Below are 22,570 nucleotides of genomic sequence, written 5' to 3'. Positions count from 1 at the left end.
GTGTCCATCTTGCAGTTTTACTGCTTACTCATATTCGGACCTTCTCATGTTAAGTTACCGTCACGGTTACCATGCTGGCAATTATGCTGATGTACTAAAGCACACTATGTTGCTGCAAGTACTTAAACTTATGCACAAAAAACATAAGCCTATGGCTTACATTGATAGCCATGCGGGTGCTGGCGGCTATGCTCTTACCGATGAGTTTTCAAAAAAAACGGGCGAGTATTTAGACGGTGTCGACAAACTGTGGGGCAAAGACGACTTACCTGAGCCTTTGCAGCAATGTGTTGATGATGTAAAACATTTTAATCAAGGTGAAGAAGAACTGGCTTTTTACCCAGGCTCACCAGCATTTGTTGACATGAATATGCGCGAAAAAGACCGCATGGTATTACATGAGCTACACGGTACTGACTTCGCTTCCCTTGATGAACAATTTGCCAATGACCGCCATATACGAGTTGTAAAAGGTGATGGTCTTAAAGGCTTAATAGCGGCTGTACCGCCACTTGAACGTCGTGGTGTTGCGCTAATTGATCCAAGTTATGAAATCAAAACAGACTATCAAGATGTCGCCAATGCAATCATTAAGGCTCACAAACGTTTTGCCACTGGGGTTTACATGCTTTGGTATCCTGTTGTGGATAGAGCGCAAACAGAGGCCATGTTGAAAATATTGGCAGATAGTGGCATTAAAAATCAATTGCGAATTGAGCAATCCATTACCCCTGACAGCGATGCTTTTGGTATGACTGCTGCAGGATTATGGATTATTAATCCGCCTTGGCAGTTAGATATTGCAGCAAAAGAAACCTTGGATTACTTAGAGCGATGCTTAGGGCAAAGCGGCGGTAAGACTGTGGTTAAGCTAGAAGTACCAGAATAGAGCACTAAAACAATCATTTAGGTCAGTTCATTTAGTGAATTGATGTGCATTCATATAAAAGCCCATGTCGCTCTTTGTGATAAAAGAGAGTACATGGGCTTTAATACTTCGAGCCAGTTTAAGCTAAGCAGCTATATAAAAAGCGGCTATATAAAGAGCGACTTACAAAAGCTAAATACCTGCACTAAATACAACTGGATTCATCATTATTCAATGCGCGGCCCAGTGCACCAAACATGGCACTAAAAAGGCCGACTGCCGCATCTTGTTTATTGTTATCACTAGAAGACACACGGTGAGAGCGCGATTCCCTCTCCTCTCTGTCTTTAGCATTCCCGTATGCTCCAGTGACAAAGTCACACCCAGCATTTGACGCAGAACGAGACGAACATCCTGTCATCATCATTGGCATTAGTAGACATATAAACAGCATCCTTTTCCGCATCTATCTCTCCATTTACATTAACAAGCTCATGTCACACTAATCAAAATAGGCACCTGCAGCCCCCGGAAACACGACTGGACTGCTATTACCATTTTTACCCACAGCTGCAACACCGTATAGGTAGTTATCTATGACCATGTTTTTTAACAAAAATTCATTCACGTCTCCCACATAGCGACTATGAGTCCATTCAGGCTCTGTGGTAAGGCGCCAATAAACACGGTATCCCGCAATGGTATCATCATCCGCACTTGCCCAGCTTAGGGTCGTATTCGCCGAGACTTGCCCCTTAATACTCACCTTTGTTGGCGGCGCTGGCGCCCATGCCATAGAGGCTAGACTAATGGCATTCAACCCGGTCAGTTTGGCATTAAAATCAAAGTCGACACCTTCAATCACATCACCGTATTCAGTGCCATTTTCGGTGCGTAAATCTTGATGTTGGCGATCATAATGTTCGTTAGTTTCCATTACACGTACAGCGGGTAAGCCTGCTTTATTAAACGGTAAATGGTGCCCACCGCGACCAAAGCGGTCAAGACGGTATACCAACATAACATCTAAATTTGTCATGTATTGATCAACCAAGGCTTTAATATTTCGAGCTAAATTGCGCGACGCGGAATCATTCTCTCCGCCGCTAAAATAACGCTCTTTGGCTTCTTCTTTCGTTTCAGCAATTCTGACGCCTTCCGAAAAAACCCTTACCGTTGAATTGTTTATCACCCCGTTAATACCAGCAATATTACCAATCATGTCGTTATTCAAAACAGCCTGAATTTGCCAGTCATGCTTATTGGCATAATTGATTAACACATCACCGCCATATAGACCTTGCTCTTCACCAGACAGTGCTGCATAAACAATGGTGCCGTTAAACTGATACTTTGATAACACTCGAGCCGCTTCTAGTGCACCAGCAACGCCTGAAGCATTATCATTTGCCCCTGGAGAATCTGAGGTAGCGTTCATCGGATCGGTTACCCTCGAATCAATATCGCCACTCATCATGACGACTCGATTAGGGTCAGTTTTACCACGTTGAATGGCAAATACATTGACCACTTCGGTCGGTTCGGGAATCCGTTTTCCAGATACGGTTTCCCCTACCATAACGACTTCAAGACAACCGCCACAGTCTGCAGAAATTCGCTCAAACTCAGATTTAATCCAACGCCTTGCAGCACCAATCCCACGAGTATCAGATTCGGTTTCAGATAAAGTATGTCGAGTACCGAAGCTGACTAGCTTAGCGACATCGTTATGCAATCTGCTTGCCTGCGGCGCCTCAGCAATATCATATAAACGTAAGTCTTCTTGCGAAGGCGCTGGCGTAGCGCTCGCGCCTAAACTGAATAATGATATGAGCCCAGACAATGCAGCGGCCATAGGGGTTAATTGTAATGTTTTTTTCATAGTTTCCTCTAACTTTGCAGTGCAGTGCGGTAACGTTTTAAGAGTATTTTGACTCGCTCTACATAGGCTTGGGTTTCAGGATAAGGCGGTATTCCTTGGTATTTCGTCACTGTTGTCGGTCCAGCATTATAGGCAGCACAGGCTAAATCAATATCGTTATCGAAGCGTTTAAGTAAATACGCTAAATACTGACTGCCTCCCCAAATATTTTGTTTAATATCATAGGCATCACTGACACCTAACTCTTTTGCCGTTGCTGGCATCAATTGCATTAACCCTATCGCCCCCACTTTTGAGCGCGCTTTGGCATTAAATGCAGATTCCGCATGGATCACTGCCCGTATCAAAGCAGGATCCAAGTCAAACTGCTCGGCAGCATCGCTGACAAAGTCGCTGTGTTTAGAAGCGAATAAGGGAATACGATGCCAATCAACTTGTGAGTTCACTTGGCAAGCAAAACAGTCGTAAAGTAAGACTTCAAAGTCCGCTGAGTCAGGCACAATATTTGAGAACGTCGTAATCCCACCCTGCTCATATTGGTAGATTTTACGTTTGGGTTTATTACCGATATTGAGGCTTTGATCGGAAAAAGAAGCGGTTTTTGATGGCTTAACCCACTTAGGCTTGCTCACGGATTTACTGGGCGAAGATGGAGCAACGACCACCGCAGGTTGGGCGATAACTTTAGGTTGCAGCACTAGCATAGGTTTAGGTGATTCATCAGGCAGTGCCACAACAGCCGGATGGAGCACTTGCTGCTTTTTAGGTTTTAAGTGTAAGCGGCTTTCAACATCTTGATTATCATCTTCTGCTGGCAGCACCACAATGGGCGCTAACAAAACTTGTCGTGACTTAGGTTTATCTTGATTGCTTAATGCAACTTGAGGCACTGACACCCGAGTCGGCTTATGTTGAGCTAGGGATGGTTGTAATTGTTTTTGTGCTTTGGTTTTGGTTTTGGTTTTGGTTTTGACGATAGCTTGATCTTGGATATCAGCAACAATATCTGTGTTATCCACAACTGAAGGCGAAAGCGTTTTTTGCGGTTTTAATGTAATGACTTCATCATTGGCATCGTTAGCTTGCATTGACACTTTGGCTTTTATCACAGCCTTAGGTTCTGGAAGATATGCACTGTTAGGATCAGCCAGTGCACTACCACACAACGCAGCAATGGCATATGTCACAACAGCCTTGTAAATTACACACACAATTTTATTCATTTTCTTATAATTATCTAATAAATCACATTATTTTAGTTTGTTTAAGCAGTAAATTTCTTGCCACTTTTTAATATCGAATCGCCCCACTAAAGCGTAAGGCTTACTGCTATCACTTCCCCATAATAGCCATATTTCAGTACAAAGTTCATCTTAGTAATACAATGAAGGTGTTTTTTTATTAGTCATTTTTTCACAACCTTGGCTAAAACCTGACAAAAATAAGGGTTAAAACCTTACAAAATGAATGCTTTACAAATAGCTACGACGAAATACTGATTAAGCAACAAAATCATGAACAAAAAATATCGTTTGTTTTTTTTATTATTTAAAAACATAAAGCTAACCCAAAACAGCAGTGGGTGTTTTTTATACCCTCTTACAAAAAAATCATGGTTTAAATACCAATTTCAATTAAAATGAGTTGTCATTACGTTGCGTTGATTGAATAACTGTTGTTAAGTATTATTTATCAACTGTTTCATCGTTAATTTAAGCTTAATTTAAAATTTATCAGCTAGTCTGTAAGTTGGCAAAATCTCAAACTCATAATAAATAAGCCAAGCTAAAGGGAAGATCATGTCCGTTACTCCATCAAATACCACACCGCCTAACAACGGGGCGCCACCAAGCAACACGCCACAAGATCTCGCTTCAAGTGGGGCTTTCGTAAAATTTCTTAATATTGTTGAACGTTTAGGTAATTTATTACCGCATCCAATCACCTTATTTGCCATGTTCTGTTTAGCGGTGATCGCACTCAGTGGCATAGCAGGTTACTTCGAACTCACCGTTGCAGACCCTAGGCCAATAGGCAGTTCAGGCCGAAGTGAAGACGGACTCATTCACGTTGTCAGCCTAATGAATGCTGAAGGTTTGAGAATGATCGTCTCAAACTTGGTAACCAACTTCACCGGATTTACCCCATTAGGCACAGTGTTAGTCGCACTACTGGGTGTGGGGATTGCCGAACGTTCAGGTCTACTTTCTGCAGCAATGCGTTTATTGGTCATGGGGGCATCAAAACGCCTTGTCACCTTAACCATTGTGTTTGCCGGTATCGTATCTAACACGGCCTCAGAGTTGGGATATGTGGTACTAATTCCAATGGCAGCCATGATATTTCATTCGCTTGGGCGTCACCCTTTAGCTGGTTTAGCAGCAGCCTTTGCTGGGGTATCAGGCGGTTACAGTGCTAACTTATTATTAGGCACGGTTGATCCTTTGCTATCAGGGATTACTGAAGCAGCAGCGCAAATGATTGACCCAGACTATATCGTCGGCCCTGAAGTGAACTGGTACTTCATGTTTGTCTCGACCTTCTTAATCACTGGGCTAGGCGCCATCGTGACTGAAAAAATCGTTGAGCCTAAGTTAGGCAAATACGATGTCTCTGAGGCTGCAGATGATCTATCTGAACAGCAGATGGATAAAGTCACTCAAACTGAAAAATATGCGTTAAAAATGGCGGGACTTTCTGTATTGGTTTTCTCAGCATTATTAGCGCTCACTATCTTGCCTGACTGGGGAGCTTTACGTAACCCTGAAACTGGCTTAGTTGCTGGTTCGCCTTTCTTAAAAGGGATTGTCGCTTTCATCTTTATTGGTTTTGCAATACCGGGCCTAGTGTACGGTAAAGTCGTCGGCACAATGAAGAAAGATACTGACGTGATTAATGCAATGTCACATAGTATGAGCACCATGGGCATGTATATTGTTCTTGTGTTCTTCGCCTCGCAGTTTGTTGCTTTCTTTAAGTGGACGAACTTAGGCGCTGTGCTTGCCGTGACAGGCGCGGATGCATTAAGCAGTATCGGCTTAACAGGGCCTTTAGTGTTTGTGTTGTTTATTATGCTGTGTGGCGTGATTAACTTAATGCTAGGTAGTGCTTCTGCTCAATGGGCTGTGACAGCGCCGATTTTTGTTCCTATGCTGATGTTGGTAGGTTACGCACCAGAAACCATTCAAGCGGCTTACCGAATCGGTGACTCAGTCACTAACTTGATTACCCCAATGATGAGTTATTTCGGGCTTATCCTTGCGGTAGCGAGTCGCTATAAGAAGGATTTAGGTATCGGCACACTCATCGCAACCATGTTGCCATACTCGATCGTGTTCTTTATCGGTTGGACCTTGTTCTTCTTCCTTTGGGTATTCGTACTTGGCTTCCCGGTAGGCCCTGGTGCAGCAACTTACTACACGCCGTAATGACATAGGTTAAGCTGACAAATAAAAACCAGTAACATATTTCATGTTACTGGTTTTTTTTATGTTCGCTCATCGCTTTATAAGCTATTTAGGTTGTAAAAGCTCAACCAATTCTTGTTCATATTGCTCGAGTTTATCCAAGTTAAACCCTGTATGCTGCTGCACTAACTCACCTTGGCGATTGAAGATAAAACTGCTTGGCATACCTTTAAGTGCAAATAACCTTGCGACCTCACTATCTGGATCGTAACGAACGGCAAACTCAGCAGGAAAGTCTTGTAAAAACTGCTGCGCTAACGACAATTCAACATCTAAATTAATTGCCACTACAGCTAACCCTTGCTGTTGATATTTAGCATGCATTTGATTCATCCACGGAAACGACTTACGGCAAGGTCCGCACCATGAAGACCAAAAATCCACATAAACAACTTTACCTTCAAACTCATTCAAACTGACTTGCTCACCCAGTTCGTTTTGTACCATGTGTGTTAACGACGGCGCGGCGTTAACTTGATTCGATACTGTTATTGCAGCTATCAGCATAAAACCAAAGACCATTAACTTAACAGGCTGTGTGTTTGTCATATCTTTACTGTCCCTATATGCCGATGTCTATTCAGTTAACCCTCATAAAAATGACGACTTGCATCAATTGCCCGTATTGGCCACTTCTATCAGTTAACGACTCGCTGTTAATAACTACGTTTATAGCTCATGCTAAAGATCAATGCGGCTCAATGTATCGCTATATTTTATGTTCGGACATAAAAAAGCCTGCTTGATGCAGGCTTTTAGTATGAACCAGTTAAGAGGGTTTATTAACTCTTATCTGATGTTTCAGTTTGTGCTTCCGCTTCTGGCGGCTTGTAACCTTTGCGCTCTTTCTTACTGAATATTTTCTCTACCACAACGAAGAATAGTGGAATTAAGAAGATACCAATAAAGGTTGAGCTCATCATGCCACCAAGTACACCTGTACCCAGTGCATTCTTACTACCTGAACCTACGCCGGTACTGATAGCAAGTGGCACAACACCTAAACCAAACGCTAACGAAGTCATTAGGATTGGACGTAAACGTACACGCACCGCATGCAGTGTTGCTTCAATCAAGCCAGCACCTTTTTCGTAGAATTCTTTAGCGAATTCTACAATTAAGATCGCATTCTTGGTCGCAAGCCCCACCGTCGTCAATAGACCCACTTGGAAGAATACGTCATTAGGTAAACCACGGCCATTCATCGCAAGCAGTGCACCAATCACACCTAACGGTACGACTAGAATAACTGCAAATGGTACAGACCAACTTTCATATAGCGCTGCAAGTACTAAGAATACAACTAAGATAGATAAGGCATAGAGCGCTGGCGCTTGGTTACCTGATAATCTTTCTTCGTATGATAAACCGTTCCATTCGATACCGAATCCTGGTGGTAATTGCTTCACCATTTCTTCGAAATCTAGCATTGCATCACCTGTACTATAGCCAGGCATTGTCGCACCTTGGATATTGATTGCAGGTAAGCCATTAAAGCGTTGTAGCTGTGGTGAACCAAATTCCCATGTACCTGTTGTAAAGGCAGAGAATGGTACCATTTCACCTTCAGCATTTCGTACATACCACGTGTCTAAGTCGCTTGGTTGCATACGGTATTCGGCTTCACCCTGAACATATACTTTCTTCACACGACCACGGTCAATAAAGTCATTCACATACGACCCACCATAAGCGGTAGCCAGTACGCTGTTGACGTTATCAATATCAACACCTAAAGCACGAATTTTAGCTTGGTCAACATGGATCTCGTACATTGGTGCATCTTCTTGTCCATTAGGACGAACACCAACTAGGTTTGGATTCTGTGCGGCCATACCCAGTAACTGGTTACGAGCTTGAATAAGTGCATCATGACCTTTACCACTGCGATCTTGCAGATACATATCGAAACCATTCGACGTACCTAGCTCGATTACCGCAGGTGGCACAAAGGCAAACACTAACGCCTCTTTCATTTGCATGAAGCGACCCATTGCACGGTTAGACAATGATTGAACATCTTGTCCTTCACCACGCTCAGCCCAGTCTTCAAGACCAACGAATGCAATACCCATATTCTGACCAGAGCCAGCGAAACTGAAGCCTGCAACACTGAATACAGATTTGACCGTATCGCCTTCTTCATTCAGGTAAAAATCACTGACTTCATCAAGCACTTTAATGGTGCTTTCTTGGGTTGAGTTAGTTGGCAAAATAGCCTGAGTGAACAAGATACCTTGGTCTTCATCAGGTAAGAACGCCGTCGGCATACGCATGAAAATCCATGCGGTAGCGATAACCAGAACAAGATAAACACCCATCATACGAACAGTACGTTTTAAGATGGCTGCAACACTGGCTTCATAACGCGAAGTTAACTTATCAAAGCTTCGGTTAAACCAACCAAAGAAACCGGTATTAATGTGAGTATGACCTTTAGGGATAGGCTTAAGCATCGTAGCACACAGTGCCGGAGTTAAGATCATCGCAATCAATACTGACAATGCCATCGCTGACACAATCGTTATCGAGAATTGTCGATAAATCACACCCGTTGAACCAGACATAAATGCCATAGGAACGAATACAGCAGATAGGGTTAAACCAATACCAATCAATGCGCCAGTAATCTGATCCATCGATTTACGGGTTGCTTCAAGTGGGCTTAATCCCTCTTCAGCCATGACCCGCTCGACGTTTTCCACCACAACAATGGCGTCATCCACCAGCAAGCCAATTGCTAACACCATCGCAAACATGGTTAAGGTGTTAATAGTAAAGCCAGTTGCTGATAAAATAGCAAATGTACCCAGCAGTACCACAGGTACAGCAATTGTCGGAATCAATGTTGCTCTGAAGTTCTGTAAGAACAGATACATAATCAAGAACACTAAGATAACCGCTTCAATCAGAGTATGGACAACCCCTTCAATTGATTTCTCAACAAATGGTGTTGTGTCATACGGATAATAAGTTTGTAAACCGTCAGGAAAATAGGCTTCTAACTCGGCAATTTTTTCACGAATATTGTTAGCCGTTTCAAGTGCGTTAGCTCCTGTAGCAAGCTGAACACCGACACCAGAAGCTGGTTTACCGTTATAGAAAGATTCAACTGAATAACTTTCAGAACCTAATTCCACACGAGCAACGTCATTAAGATAAACGTTAGCACCTGATGAGTCTGATTTAAGGATAATCTCGCGGAACTGTTCAGGTGTTTGTAAACGGCTTTGCGCTGTTACAGTTGCATTTAACTCTTGACCAGCAATAGAAGGTGCACCACCTAATTGACCCGCTGAAATCTGAGCGTTTTGCTCTTGAATCGCAGCCATAACATCAATACTGGTTAAGTTATATTGAGTTAGCTTTAATGGGTCAAGCCATATACGCATAGCGTACTGTGCACCAAACAATTGGATTTCACCTACACCAGCAACACGGCTAAGTGGATCCTGAATGTTCGCAGCAACATAATCGGCAATATCGCTTTTTTGTAAAGAACCATCTTCAGATACGAACGCAGCAACCATCAAGAAACCCGCACTTGATTTTACAACGTTAACCCCTTGCGACTGTACTTCTTGTGGTAACAAAGTCATTGCTGCTTGCAACTTGTTTTGTACCTGAACCTGAGCAATATCTGGATCGGCTTCAGCATTGAAAGTTAGGGTAATAGTCGCATTACCAAAACTGTCACTGCTAGACGAAATATAGCGTAAGTGGTCAATACCTGTCATACGCTGCTCAATGACCTGAGTTACTGTGTCTTCCATGGTCTTTGCAGACGCACCTGGATAGAACGCTGTAATCTCTACGGTTGGCGGCGCAATACTTGGGTATTGTGCTACTGGAAGATCTTTAATAGCCAAGACCCCTGCCAACATAATTAAGATTGAGATCACCCAAGCAAAAATAGGGCGATCGATAAAGAAACGAGCCATAACGTTACCCTATTTAGTTGCTGGAGTGGCAGATAAAACTTGTGGTGTCACGACTGCGCCAGGACGGATTTTTTGCAAGCCATCAACAATCAGTTTATCACCCGCTTGTAATCCGTCAGTCACACGCCATTGGTGGTTTATGACTTCAGCAGTAGTCACAATGCGTGTCTCTACTTTGTTTTCTGCACCAACTACCATAGCAACAGCTTGGCCTTTGGTGTTTCGTGTCAGCGCTTTTTGAGGCACTAAAATCGCTTTTGGATCTTGCCCTGCATTAAGAATTGCACGTACATACATACCAGGTAATAACACCCCATCTGGATTCGGGAACTCAGCTCGTAGTGTCACAGAACCTGTTGCTTCATCCACACTCACTTCGGCGAATTGCAATGTACCTGTTTGCTCATAAGTCGACCCATCTTCAAGAATCAACTTCACTTCAGCATTCTCGCTTTGCTGTAGCTTGCCAGCTTTCAACTTGGCCTTTAAACGCAGTAATTGCGCGCTTGATTGAGCAATATCAACATTAATTGGATCAAGCTGCTGAATTTTAGCTAAGGTGTCAGACTGGTTAGCTGTTACCAAAGCGCCTGGAGTTACACTTGATTTACCAATACGACCTGAAATTGGTGCTTTAACTTCAGTGTATTCAAGGTTAATGTTTGCTGTGTTAATTGCCGCTTTAGCTACCGTTACATTGGCAATCGCTTCTTTATAAGCCGCATCTGCTTCATCAAAATCTTGTTTACTAATCGCATTGGTTTGTACCAATGCAGCATAACGATCAGCTGTCGCTTTAGCCGATGCTAAAGACGCATTTGCACTTGCTAAATCAGCTTCTGCGCTAATCAGCGCCGCTTTATATGTTGCTGAATCGATTTGATATAGTGATTGGCCAGCTTCAACGTCCTTACCTTCAACAAAACCACGGTTCGTGATAATGCCAGAGACCTGTGGACGAACTTCTGCTTCTAAATATGCACGACTACGACCAGGTAACTCAACATGAATAGCTTGAGATTGCTCAGTCACACTCAACACGCCAACTGGAACGGGTGGTGCTTCTTGCGGGGCCTGAGCCTTTTGGGCTTGACCACATGCTGTAATCCATAAAGCCGCAGTGATAACTGAGGCTATTTTCAGTGCTTTATGCATGACTGTTCTTACTCCTAATGACATCATCAGTAACCTTACGCTTCATTACGTAACGATTGCTAAATAGCGATAATCCTAACGTTTTAAATTGACTAAACTTTATGGGCACTGTTATCGCATACCCATGTGAACTCAACAACCACTTAAAATATTATAAATTGTAAACAAATAATAAGTTTTGCGGCTTTGTTTCAAGCTTGTTAACAAGGCTGTACTAACAAAAATTAAACAGCCTTGAATGTTACTATAACGTTACAACTGAATGAGTTAAAAAAACTCCAATATACAACATAACGTTAAAAAAAATGCATATGAAATAGTATTTTACTTGGTTTATTGTAGGTGAAACCAGATATTTTTCTATCTCTTAGCAAAAAATTATTGAGATTGTAAAATCCATTCATCATTCGATAGCATCTCACGCCACCAAGCCTGTGTTTTTTGCGGTGAGGCGACATTAACCGGCTCTCCGAAAACGGGAGTAATCACTGACACATTGGCCTGTTCGCCTAAGTCGCTAATCCACTCTAAAGGTTCAAACCAATCATGTAGCGCCAAGTCAAAGGTGCCATTATGAATTGGCATCAACACACTGCTTTCAAATTCAGAACCATTTAAATCAATATGTGCCTGCAGGCTTTGTTCAGGCATCATGTGGATCTGACTCCACATTTCATTATAGGCGCCAGTTTCAATCATCGTGATATCAAAAGGCCCATAACGTTCTCCAATTTCTTTAAAACCTGAAAAATATCCGCCATCACCACTGAAAAATAGATTGCTGTTAGTACCTTTAATAACCCAGCTTGCCCACAACGTTGTATCACGATCACGTAATCCACGACCTGAAAAATGCTGTGCAGGTGTTGCCGCTAAGGTTAACTCTCCAATAGTGAGCTCTTGCCACCAAGAAAGCTGACTGACTTTACTCGGCTCAACACCCCATTCAATCAAATAATCGCCCACCTTTTCGGGCGTTACAAAATGCTCCGCTTTATCGCTTAGCTCGGTAATGGCTGATTTATCTAGGTGATCATAATGATCATGACTAATGATGACCGCTTTAATTGGCGGTAATTGCTCAATACTGATCGGCGATTGATGAAAACGCTTAGGCCCTGCCCATTGTACTGGCGAAGCACGCTGACTGAATACGGGATCTAACAGGATATAGTCACCATCAAGACGAATAAGTATCGTTGAATGACCTAGACGAAAGAGCTGATCTTCATTACTAAAGCTTAAACTCGTTGCCGTAATCGGCTGTACAGGTACTTCAACCACTGGAGCTGGATGTAAACGTTTGGTTGTCATGTAGCTTTTAGCGATATTCCAAATATCACTGAAGCCTGATTGGTATTGAATATCGGTATTTTCAAATTTAACAGCGTCAGTTTTATCAGCTGCAAAAAATGATTTAATTGAAAAAGCCATCACCAATACCCCCACCAAAATCAAAAAATATTTCATTGTAAAACCCAGAAAGTAAACTGCACGGTGCAGTTTATTAAAATATGATTGAAAAGTAAACTACCCAGTGTAGAATGTCTCGAGATTTACATTACGAGTAAAAACCATGCCGACTGAAAAAATGACTTTGAGCCAAAAAAAACGTGCTGCCATCATCAACGCAGCCAAAGTAACCTTCACTGAGTTTGGTGTTGCTGCAACCAGTATGGACAAGCTGGCCGAAGTTGCCGGCGTGTCTAAGCGCACGGTTTACAATCACTTTGACACTAAAGAAGCGATCGTTATGAACTTAATGGCTGATCTATGGGACCGCTCTTTCAAACATAATGTTGCAGAATACCAAAGCAATACACCTTTGCTTGAGCAGTTATCGGAAGTGGTATTTAAAGAAATCAATTTTATCAGTAGCCATGAGTACATAGAGCTGACACGTATGGCTATTGGGCATTTTTTCTATACACCAGAGTCCATGAACCAAGAGTTTCAACGTGTTAAAAAGCAAGAAAGCGCCACAATGCGCTGGATAAGAGCAGCCATGGCCGACAAAAAGATTTCAGTCACTAATGAGGAATTGGCACTACAGCAAATACATAGCTTGATTAAAGGAAGTTGTTTTTGGCCTCAAGTCATGCAATTTGCTGACAGACTTAACCATGATGAGCAGCAAGAAATAGCCAATGAAGTCGCCAAAATGTTTTTGTGTCGCTATCAAAATGCATCAACTTAGCCCGTCGTTAGACGCGATTGTCACCCACTCCTAATGAAATAATACGGCTGATTTGAGCTTGGCTTAAGCCAGACTCTTGTTGCCAATGGTTAAACGCAGCTTGCGCCTGTCTTAGCGCAGTTTGCGAGGTAAAACCTGCATCAACGACCTTATTGGCTTTTAGATAAGATTGCACATCGTTGGTCAATAAAAAGGTATCTTTACCAACCGTGCGCAAAAAATAAGGCCCAGTATTACCACCCAAGCGACTGCCTTTTTTCTTCAGTACTTGCCAAAGCCCAGTAATGTCATCTTCTGGCCAGTTAGCAATAAACTCAGCGAAGCTGCCATGCTCTGCTGCCAATTGCTGCACCATATAAGCATTATCAACAATGGATTGGGTTTTCTTTTGATGACGGATAAGCGTGGCATCTGTGGCACGCTCTTGAATTTGATCAGGAGACAACATTAACACTTTAAAAGGCTCAAAGTTAAAGAAGGCTTCTTCATAAGCAGGCCATTTATTCTCAACCACTCGCCAAACAAAGCCACTTTGAAACACTTGCTTGCTCATTGCAGATAACAATTGGGCATCGGTAAATTGCCCAATCTCATCAGCATCTAATGTTTGCGGCATTAATAAGCCTAGCGCTTTAGCACCACCTTTACGTTCGGCTGCGCGGTCAAAAATATCGCTAAACTTCTCTAATGTGGCCACTTAGGTTACCTACTCAATACATTATTATCTTTGGATATAATAACGTTTACGAAGCTAAACTCAATTTAGGAGCAAGGTTTTGGTCTTTCTTAACTTGTAAAAATTCTTTCCACTTAACCAGCTCCGGAGGCATAGCGGGTGTCGGCCCTTCATAGCCCGCTGTAGCAACTAAATCAGTAATCGGAACTTGTTTACCCTTACAAATAAACACGCCACGTACATGCATGATGCAATGTAAGCCTCTCGCGGTCACAAAGCGTTGTTCAATATAAAAATATTTCTCATCCCATCCAACAATGCGAGTTTCGATTTCAAATTTTTCCATCGGTTTGATATCACGGAAAAAAGTAAACTCTGATGCATTCACAATAGGCAGCCATTTCAGCTTCAGAAATTTCTGCATTAGGCCCATTTCTGCAATCATATGAGTACGAGCAAGATCCATAAACGCAGGATAACGAGAATTGGTTAAATGCATATTGATGTCGCAATCTAGCGGCAATGCACGGTAACTAATACGGCTGGTATCTAAAAAACCAATTTTTTTAGCTTGGCGATTACGCCACAACATCAACCAAATGAGACGAAAATATAAATTCATATACTGCTTACTCCTTATGAACGCATCAGGCTAACAGAGGTCATACCAGCTATCAAGTCCACTCACTAAATTAACAAATGATTAAATAGAACAACTTATACGAAAATGTCTCCGCCAAAGTTCAGCCACCTTAATGATAAAAATATTTATGAACTCTGAGTGCCTTATCACTTTTTAAATCCAAACTTTTGGCTTACCATGACGGCGCTGTTTAGCACATAGGGTGTTAAGCAGATTATTTTAATTCTCAGGGCGGGGCGAAATTCCCCACCGGCGGTGATGTTAACTTACCCTAATGTAAACTTAACTAAGCCCGCGAGCGCTCGATTCGTCGAGGTCAGCAGATTTGGTGATGTAGATGTAATGTCTACGATTCCAGAGCCGACGGTTATAGTCCGGATGAGAGAGAATAGAAATACGCCAGTGAGCATTGTGCTTGCTGGTGTATTTCGGTTGGCGTAAAAACCCTCTTTAAAGCCCTGATTCTGGTATTTTTTAGGAGTTAACCATGAATCAGCTATCACTACTTTCGCCATTTGGCGATCCTATCGAACGTGTCGAAAAAGCCTTATCTGCTTTACGAGAAGGTAACGGCGTATTATTGCTAGATGATGAAGATCGCGAAAATGAAGGCGATATTATTTATTCAGCAGAGCACCTCACCAGTCAACAAATGGCATTAATGATCCGTGAATGCAGCGGCATTGTGTGTTTATGTTTAACTGATGAGCAAGCCAACAAGCTAGAACTGCCGCCAATGGTGGCGGATAACAATAGCGCTAATCAAACGGCTTTTACCGTATCCATTGAAGCTAAAGAAGGCGTGACCACGGGCGTTTCAGCTCAAGACCGCGTGACAACAGTTAAAACTGCCACGGCAGTTGACGCTAAAGCATCTGATTTGGCTCGCCCAGGACATGTGTTCCCACTTCGTGCACGTGCTGGCGGCGTTATGTCACGTCGCGGTCACACTGAAGGTACGGTAGATTTAATGCAAATGGCAGGGCTACAACCAGCTGGCGTACTATGCGAAGTCACTAACGAAGATGGCACTATGGCAAAAGCCCCTGAAATAGTCGCCTTCGGCCTTAAGCATAATATGCCAGTACTGACGATTGAAGATATGGTGATGTATCGTCAGCAATATGAGTTGAAACTGGCGTAAACTTATATCAATAGTATATCGACAAAAAAGCGACTGTTATCAGTCGCTTTTTTATAATCTAAATCTGAGTTCAACCCTGCATTACAAATCAATATATAGCTGAGTCAGTAATGTTTTGACTTGCTCATCATCATTTTCAAACTGAATACCAACATTCACTTTGCCATGCTCAAACCGGCTATTGCACACCTTGGCAGAAATATAAATATCTTCGTTATTGGTATTACGAATGGTAACTGTGATGTCTTTTTGGCTCACTTTCACTTTAGGGTTGTCAGCTTTAAAGACGAAACCGCAGCCTTTTATAGAAATATCAGAAATAATACCTCTTAGCTGAGAACCATGAGCGGTGTCGTTTTCACCTTTGGCTTGAATCATTGCTGGCAAATGGGTGGTATAACGTTGATGGGTGCGTAACTGACGGTTTTCTATCTGCTTAGGATACGACAGAAAAATAAACTTTTCTGGAATTTTAGTGATATTGCGAATAATCGATTTAAATGCATAACATTCGCCTTGCTGACCTTCTAGCAAGTAACGAACAACCACACCATTACCTTCAACGAACACATCTTTATAATTGTTCATTTGCTGCGGAGCAGGATGTTTTAAAATGATATATTTACCCATTTCATAGCCTACCAAAGTAGCTTTAATTCTGAATTTGACTGGGAAATCAATTTGTAAATCTACGGTTCTGCCCGGAGTTAAGGTGAAGAATACTGGCTCTTCTGGAGATGCTTGCTCTGTCAAAGTACGAGTCCGTTCAATTTATGCTATCGATAACATAGTAATGTAACTTTACTGAATTAATAAGTTCATCAGCAAAATTAATTGACCTAAGTAGCATAAAGACAAAAAAGGCACCCTTGAGGTGCCTTTTATCATTTAATTTTTGCAGTGCCTAAACAATCACTTATAACAGTATGCTTGTTTATTTCTCACAAGGTTACGCATTAATGCCTGAATGACGTAATAGCGCATCAGTATTTGGCTCACGCCCCATAAAGCGCACAAATAAGGTCATAGGCTCTTCACTGCCCCCCATTTCAAGGATGTTGTTAAGGAAGCTTTTGCCTGTTTCTGGGTTAAAGATCCCTTCATCTTCGAAACGAGAAAATGCATCTGCTGATAACACTTCTGCCCATTTATAGCTGTAGTAACCAGCTGCATAGCCACCAGCAAAAATGTGTGCAAAACCATGTTGGAAACGGTTAAAAGCAGGCGGTACATTCACAGCAACTTGGCTACGAACTTCATCTAAGATACCTTGAATATCAGCGCCTTTCTCAGCATCAAACTCATGATGCATTCTAAAATCAAACAACGAAAACTCTAACTGACGAAGCATCATCATGCCTGACTGGAAATTCTTAGCCGCTAGCATCTTGTCTAATAAGGCTTTAGGCAAAGGCTCACCCGTTTCAAAATGACCCGAGATCTCAGCTAATGCCTCTTCTTGCCAGCACCAGTTTTCCATAAATTGACTTGGTAACTCTACGGCATCCCAAGGCACACCGTTAATCCCAGCAACACCACCGACTTCAATTTTAGTCAACATGTGATGAATACCATGGCCAAACTCATGGAATAGGGTTGTCACTTCATCATGAGTAAAGAGCGCTGGTTTGCCATCAACTGGACCATTGAAGTTACAGGTTAAATAGGCAACTGGCTTTTGCAGACCATTGCTTGTTACACGGCGGCCACGGCAATCATCCATCCATGCCCCACCTCGTTTACCGCTGCGTGCATATAAATCTAAGTAGAAGCTACCACGATGCACGTTATCCGCATCGTAAATATGGAAGAAACGCACATCATCATGCCACTTATCAAAACCATGTTGCTCTTCAATGGTTAAACCAAATAAGCGTGACACAGTGTAGAACAAACCTGATAAGACCTTGTCTTCTGGGAAGTATGGACGTAATAACTCTTGTGACACTTCATACTTATGCTGTTGTAGCTTTTCAGCATAAAAACTCAAGTCCCACGACGCCATCTCTGTCACGCCAAACTCTGCTTTAGCAAAGGCTTTAAGCTCTGCTAGCTCGGCTTTACCTTGCTCTTTTGAACGCAAGGCTAATTCATTTAAAAACGATAATACTTGGCTAGGATCATTCGCCATCTTAGTTGCTAATGATTTATCAGCATAGCTATCAAAACCCAATAGGTTAGCAAGCTCATGACGCAGCGCTAGGATTTCGTCCATGTTGGCACTGTTATCAAACTCGCCAGCATTCGGGCCTTGATCTGACGCTCGAGTGACAAATGCACGGTAGCACTCTTCACGCAGTTCACGGTTTTCACTGTAGGTCATCACGGGTAAGTAAGATGGGAAATCTAGCGTAAATAACCAACCTTGTTTTTCTTGCGCTTCAGCCATCGCCTTGGCCGCAGCAATCGCAGAGTCTGGTAAGCCTGCTAGCTCAGTTTCATCAGTAATCAATTTAGTCCACGCTTGTGTGGCATCTAATAACTGATTAGAAAAACTGCTAGTCAGTTCAGAAAGGCGTTTTACAATTTCGCCATATCGGATTTTTTGCTGTTCATCGAGTCCAATGCCCGACAACTCAAAGTCACGAAGGCTTTGAGTTAGTAATGTTTTTTGTGCCGTAGACAACGTATCAAACGCCGCCGACTCTTGAATGGATTTGTAGGCTTGATACAAGCCTTGGTGCTGGCCAACAAACGTACCGTATTCAGATAATAACGGCAGACAAGCATCATGAGCTTCACGCCATTCATCAGTGCTGGTCACAGAATTCATGTGTGATACAGGCGACCAAATTTTACTGAGCTGATCGTCCACTTCTTCTAATGGCTCAATTAAGTTTTCCCATGAATATGTGCTGTTTTCAGCTAAGACTTCATCAATTTTACTGCGACATTGAGCAATAGCATGTTCTACAGCTGGTTGAATGTGCTCCGCTTTAATTTTCGAAAACTGCGGAAGCTCGCTCTGCTCGAGTAAAGGATTATCTAGCAATGTATTGCTCATAGGTGATTCCTCGGGGAAATAGGGTAATTGTGGCCTTTATCCATTAATAAGGGCAACAAGCTGTAAATTCAAGTCTATAGCAGTTTTGAGCTCACCGATTTGGTATTGTCTATACACTAAACACGTATATTAAAATAAGCTTAAAAAACGTGAGTGAACACCCAGATTTTTTTACGCAAACTTTACACTGAAGATATTGACAACTCGATCGCAAATCTAACTCGTTATCATTTCCAAAAAATGTTTTTCAGGTATTCTCCTTTATTGAATATATGATTTTGAGAAAGGTTGTCGAAATGCGAACTAAATTATCCCCTTTATTAGTGACAACACTAAGCCTGATATCCACATGCCTAACAACATCGTCTCATGCCCATGCCGAAGACCTCAGTTTTGGTGTTGCTTTAGGTTGGGATTCAAAATACATCTCAGAAGGGCGCAACAACCTAGAAAGTGGTGGCATATATTCTGGTGCTGCTGCAGTATCAACAGGTGATTTAACAGCATATGCAGCTGTAATCAGAGGCGATTCAACGCATTACATTGAATATAATTGGGGGCTTGAGTATGAACTTCACCTCCATGACAATCTAGAAACCATTATAGGTTATCAACGTCTTGAGTTTTACGGCGATGAACGCGCTAACGACAACGAGTTGTTTGCTGAGATGACTTATACCGCCGTTGAATGGTTAGTCCCTTCTGTTGCTTATACCTATTCAACGCAAGCTGGCGGCTACTTTGTTGAAGTGAGCCTCCATAGCCCTTGGCAACTCAGTGAGCGATTTACTGTTACGCCATATATTACCCAAGGATTTGATTTTCAATATGCAACTGAAGAGCATAATGGGGCAAACCATTTCCAAATGGGAATTGAAGCCAATTATGAAATTTCAGATAACCTTGCTCTTAGTGCTCAATTCAGCCATGTCATCGCCATGGATGATATTAAACAAGAGGCCAAAGCCGAAGGTTATACAGGGAGTTTAGACGAAAGCTTTGGCGGCATTTACTTAACTTGGCGCTTTTAATTATCAGTAATACCTAAAGTGCCTGACACTTAGCTCAGACTAAAACATCTCTGTGTTTGGCAAATCCCCCTATTCCCTTCTAAGCTAAGTGAGTCATACCACATGATGTGGTACTCGTTTAACTAAAGCAAAGGAATGCTGATGAAACACACTCAGGGATCATATCGCCTATTATGCTATTGGTTTATCCGCCAATTTTCCCATCATATTCATTTACTGGTTACCTCTTTTATTATCACTGTATTGCTATTGTTTAGTCTTCAAACGCAAGCAAGTGATTTAACCCAGCTGCGTCAATCAAAAAATATCAATCAACAAAACCCCACAAATGCGCTTCCCATTGGCAGCGTGCTAGACAGCCAAGGTCAACCCATCGCCATACCACAGTCACAAAGTGCGCTTGAATATGCTGCAGATGAAATGCAGTTAGATAGAGCGGACACCATACAAGTGTCATCAAACCCAGTCTCAATGCGCGATGCCTCTGCCGCCAAGGTTTCTCCCAAGATGGTGGTTGCCAACGATCCGAGCTGCCGCTGGTTGGCTAGTCGCATCAAACAATTATCAACACAACTCAAGCACAATAAAGATGCCAGCTATTTGCAAACAGAATTATCCCATCGACAAGATGAGTGGCAATGTATGGACTGCCAAGGTTCAGGCCCTACTCAAGGCCAACAGGCTGAATGTCAATATCGCCGATAAACCTAGTACTTGGTCATACTGAGTGAGCGTACTTGAATTAATAATGCGTTACTTTCTCAAGTTTAAGCACCATTGATTGAGCGTTTGAAGGTACAGTGTCAGCTTTTCACTGCAATAAATTAGCCGACTTTACGGTCTTAGAAACTAGCTTGTGATGACATTCCCCCCTACAATGGCTGCAATAAAAATTGTCAAACTCACATAAACGCTTAATAAAAGTCAGGTTGCCGTATTAGCAATCTGATTCAAGTATCAATAATAGAGAGGGTTAACATGGCTCAACATTATGACTATATCTGCCTTGGCGCAGGTAGTGGTGGTATCGCTTCAGGTAATCGCGCGGCAATGCGTGGCGCAAAAGTTTTGGTTATTGAAGCAAAACATGTTGGCGGAACATGCGTCAACGTGGGTTGTGTACCGAAAAAAGTCATGTGGTATGGCGCTCATGTTGCTGAATCCATGCATTTATACGCCAAAGATTACGGTTTTGACGTTACAGTGAACGACTTTAATTGGAATACGTTAGTCGATAACCGTGAAGCCTATATTGGCCGTATTCATGAGGCATATGGCCGCGGATTTGCCAGTAATAATGTCACCCTATTGAACGGTTACGGTAAGTTTGTTGACGGTAATACCATTGAAGTCAATGGCGAGCATTACACGGCTGATCATATCCTTATCGCCACTGGTGGTGCGCCGACTATTCCAAATATTCCTGGCGCTGAATACGGTATTGATTCAGATGGCTTCTTTGCATTACGTGAGCAACCTAAACGTGTTGCTGTTGTGGGTGCAGGCTACATTGCCGTTGAGCTTGCTGGCGTATTACATGCACTCGGTAGCGAAACGCATTTATTAGTACGTAAACATGCCCCACTACGTAATTTTGATCCTATTTTGACCGACACGCTTGTAGAAGCGATGGCGACAGATGGCCCAACCCTGCACACGCACAGCATTCCAAAAGCTGTGGTTAAAAATGCAGATGACAGCCTAACCCTTGAACTTGAAAATGGTGAAAGCATCACTGTTGATAGCTTAATTTGGGCTATTGGGCGCTCTCCTTCTACAGGAAACATTGGCCTTGAAAACACTGATGTGAAACTGAATGACAAAGGCTACGTGGTCACTGACGAGCAACAAAATACGACAGCAAAAGGTATTTATTGTGTCGGTGACATCATGGAAGGCGGTGTTGAATTAACACCAGTTGCCGTTAAAGCGGGTCGCTTATTATCAGAACGTCTATTTGGCAACATGCCAAATGCAAAAATGGATTACAGCGTGATCCCAACGGTCGTATTCAGTCACCCACCAATTGGTACTATGGGATTAACTGAACCAGAAGCAGTTGAACAATTCGGCGAAGACAACATTAAAGTGTATACCTCTGGTTTTACTTCAATGTACACCGCTATTACAGCTCACCGACAAGCGTGTAAAATGAAGCTGATTTGCGCAGGTGAAAATGAAGTGGTTGTTGGTATTCACGGCATTGGTTTTGGTATGGATGAAATCCTCCAAGGCTTTGGTGTTGCCATGAAAATGGGCGCGACAAAAGCAGACTTTGATGCAGTTGTTGCGATTCACCCAACTGGCGCAGAAGAGTTTGTCACTATGCGCTAAGCACTGAATCATTTGACGGATTCAACTCATCAAAAGGCGAGAATAATTTCTCGCCTTTTTTGTGCCTACTTTCCACAGAACTCACTGAATTGCTTTACCTAAAAAAGCTAAGCCGTTGTGACTCAAACCGCAGTTTTATAGACAAAGTCACTATTCACGATATCTATTCACGGTTCTTGATATACAAGCAGTGCTATTTGGCCGCACATTTTTTATAATCGACAAATA

18 protein-coding genes and 1 riboswitch are annotated in these 22,570 nt (G+C 42.4%); of the genes, 7 read left to right on the top strand and 11 right to left on the bottom strand.

Annotation, left to right across the window (positions count from 1 at the left end; genetic code table 11):
- Positions 1-46 precede the first annotated feature (46 nt).
- Complete coding sequence (locus SJ2017_RS00585) at positions 47-889, top strand: 23S rRNA (adenine(2030)-N(6))-methyltransferase RlmJ (RefSeq protein ID WP_080914556.1); 843 nt, start codon at positions 47-49, stop codon at positions 887-889.
- A 184-nt stretch (positions 890-1,073) separates the two neighbouring features.
- Here the strand turns inward: SJ2017_RS00585 and SJ2017_RS00580 are convergent, their stop codons facing one another.
- Genes SJ2017_RS00580 through SJ2017_RS21930 form a run of 3 tightly spaced genes read right to left on the bottom strand, consistent with a single transcriptional unit; the run spans position 1,074 to position 3,973 of the window.
- Complete coding sequence (locus SJ2017_RS00580; protein WP_080914555.1) at positions 1,074-1,334, bottom strand: hypothetical protein; 261 nt, start codon at positions 1,332-1,334, stop codon at positions 1,074-1,076.
- Between the two features lie 36 nt (positions 1,335-1,370).
- Entirely contained in the window at positions 1,371-2,750 is a 1,380-nt protein-coding gene (locus SJ2017_RS00575; RefSeq protein WP_080914554.1) for a M28 family peptidase, read from the bottom strand.
- A gap of 8 nt (positions 2,751-2,758) precedes the next feature.
- Positions 2,759-3,973: a lytic transglycosylase domain-containing protein gene (locus SJ2017_RS21930; protein ID WP_420876294.1), complete on the bottom strand. Its 1,215-nt coding sequence runs from the start codon at positions 3,971-3,973 to the stop codon at positions 2,759-2,761.
- Positions 3,974-4,549: 576 nt separating this feature from the next.
- Between SJ2017_RS21930 and SJ2017_RS00565 the strand changes: the two genes are divergently transcribed.
- Positions 4,550-6,178 (top strand): AbgT family transporter, encoded by a 1,629-nt coding sequence (locus SJ2017_RS00565; protein WP_055026392.1) that lies wholly within the window; start codon positions 4,550-4,552, stop codon positions 6,176-6,178.
- A gap of 84 nt (positions 6,179-6,262) precedes the next feature.
- On the opposite strand, the gene SJ2017_RS00560 is transcribed toward SJ2017_RS00565, so the two are convergent.
- The 4 genes from SJ2017_RS00560 to SJ2017_RS00545 all read right to left on the bottom strand — a co-directional run bounded on the left by SJ2017_RS00560 (position 6,263) and on the right by SJ2017_RS00545 (position 12,783).
- Complete coding sequence (locus SJ2017_RS00560) at positions 6,263-6,724, bottom strand: TlpA disulfide reductase family protein (protein WP_119968226.1); 462 nt, start codon at positions 6,722-6,724, stop codon at positions 6,263-6,265.
- Between the two features lie 275 nt (positions 6,725-6,999).
- Positions 7,000-10,158, bottom strand: coding sequence for an efflux RND transporter permease subunit (locus SJ2017_RS00555; RefSeq protein WP_080914553.1), 3,159 nt, complete (start codon positions 10,156-10,158; stop codon positions 7,000-7,002).
- A gap of 9 nt (positions 10,159-10,167) precedes the next feature.
- Positions 10,168-11,313, bottom strand: coding sequence for an efflux RND transporter periplasmic adaptor subunit (locus SJ2017_RS00550; RefSeq protein ID WP_080914552.1), 1,146 nt, complete (start codon positions 11,311-11,313; stop codon positions 10,168-10,170).
- Positions 11,314-11,691: 378 nt separating this feature from the next.
- Positions 11,692-12,783 (bottom strand): MBL fold metallo-hydrolase, encoded by a 1,092-nt coding sequence (locus SJ2017_RS00545; RefSeq protein ID WP_080914551.1) that lies wholly within the window; start codon positions 12,781-12,783, stop codon positions 11,692-11,694.
- Between the two features lie 106 nt (positions 12,784-12,889).
- Here SJ2017_RS00545 and SJ2017_RS00540 point away from each other — a divergent pair, with 106 nt between their 5' ends.
- The gene (locus SJ2017_RS00540) at positions 12,890-13,510 is read left to right on the top strand and encodes a TetR/AcrR family transcriptional regulator (protein ID WP_080914550.1); all 621 of its coding nucleotides are present in this window, start codon (positions 12,890-12,892) and stop codon (positions 13,508-13,510) included.
- Between the two features lie 7 nt (positions 13,511-13,517).
- On the opposite strand, the gene SJ2017_RS00535 is transcribed toward SJ2017_RS00540, so the two are convergent.
- Together SJ2017_RS00535 and SJ2017_RS00530 are read right to left on the bottom strand one after the other, a co-directional pair.
- Positions 13,518-14,207, bottom strand: a complete 690-nt coding sequence (locus SJ2017_RS00535) for a DNA-3-methyladenine glycosylase I (protein WP_055026397.1) — start codon at positions 14,205-14,207, stop codon at positions 13,518-13,520.
- 46 nt (positions 14,208-14,253) lie between these two features.
- On the bottom strand, positions 14,254-14,808 hold the full coding sequence (locus tag SJ2017_RS00530) for a thioesterase family protein (RefSeq protein ID WP_080914549.1): 555 nt from the start codon (positions 14,806-14,808) through the stop codon (positions 14,254-14,256).
- A gap of 239 nt (positions 14,809-15,047) precedes the next feature.
- A riboswitch (FMN riboswitch) is annotated at positions 15,048-15,223 on the top strand.
- A gap of 93 nt (positions 15,224-15,316) precedes the next feature.
- Here SJ2017_RS00530 and ribB point away from each other — a divergent pair.
- Entirely contained in the window at positions 15,317-15,973 is a 657-nt protein-coding gene (gene ribB, locus SJ2017_RS00525) for a 3,4-dihydroxy-2-butanone-4-phosphate synthase (RefSeq protein ID WP_080914548.1), read from the top strand.
- A gap of 81 nt (positions 15,974-16,054) precedes the next feature.
- Here the strand turns inward: ribB and SJ2017_RS00520 are convergent, their stop codons facing one another.
- Both SJ2017_RS00520 and prlC read right to left on the bottom strand, forming a co-directional pair.
- The gene (locus SJ2017_RS00520) at positions 16,055-16,726 is read right to left on the bottom strand and encodes a flagellar brake protein (protein ID WP_055026401.1); all 672 of its coding nucleotides are present in this window, start codon (positions 16,724-16,726) and stop codon (positions 16,055-16,057) included.
- Between the two features lie 196 nt (positions 16,727-16,922).
- The gene (prlC, locus tag SJ2017_RS00515; protein ID WP_080914547.1) at positions 16,923-18,977 is read right to left on the bottom strand and encodes an oligopeptidase A; all 2,055 of its coding nucleotides are present in this window, start codon (positions 18,975-18,977) and stop codon (positions 16,923-16,925) included.
- A gap of 296 nt (positions 18,978-19,273) precedes the next feature.
- On the opposite strand from prlC, the gene SJ2017_RS00510 reads away from it, so the two are divergent.
- The 3 genes from SJ2017_RS00510 to gorA all read left to right on the top strand — a co-directional run bounded on the left by SJ2017_RS00510 (position 19,274) and on the right by gorA (position 22,342).
- Positions 19,274-20,008 (top strand): hypothetical protein, encoded by a 735-nt coding sequence (locus SJ2017_RS00510; protein ID WP_156003098.1) that lies wholly within the window; start codon positions 19,274-19,276, stop codon positions 20,006-20,008.
- A gap of 141 nt (positions 20,009-20,149) precedes the next feature.
- Complete coding sequence (locus SJ2017_RS00505; RefSeq protein ID WP_080914545.1) at positions 20,150-20,713, top strand: hypothetical protein; 564 nt, start codon at positions 20,150-20,152, stop codon at positions 20,711-20,713.
- Positions 20,714-20,986: 273 nt separating this feature from the next.
- Complete coding sequence (gorA, locus tag SJ2017_RS00500) at positions 20,987-22,342, top strand: glutathione-disulfide reductase (RefSeq protein WP_080914544.1); 1,356 nt, start codon at positions 20,987-20,989, stop codon at positions 22,340-22,342.
- The last annotated feature ends 228 nt before the right edge of the window (positions 22,343-22,570 follow it).

The organism is Shewanella japonica (genome assembly GCF_002075795.1).
GTDB classification, from domain to species: domain Bacteria; phylum Pseudomonadota; class Gammaproteobacteria; order Enterobacterales; family Shewanellaceae; genus Shewanella; species Shewanella japonica.
Note: the sequence above shows the minus strand (reverse complement) of the source record. Positions and strands in the feature narration are given on the sequence as shown.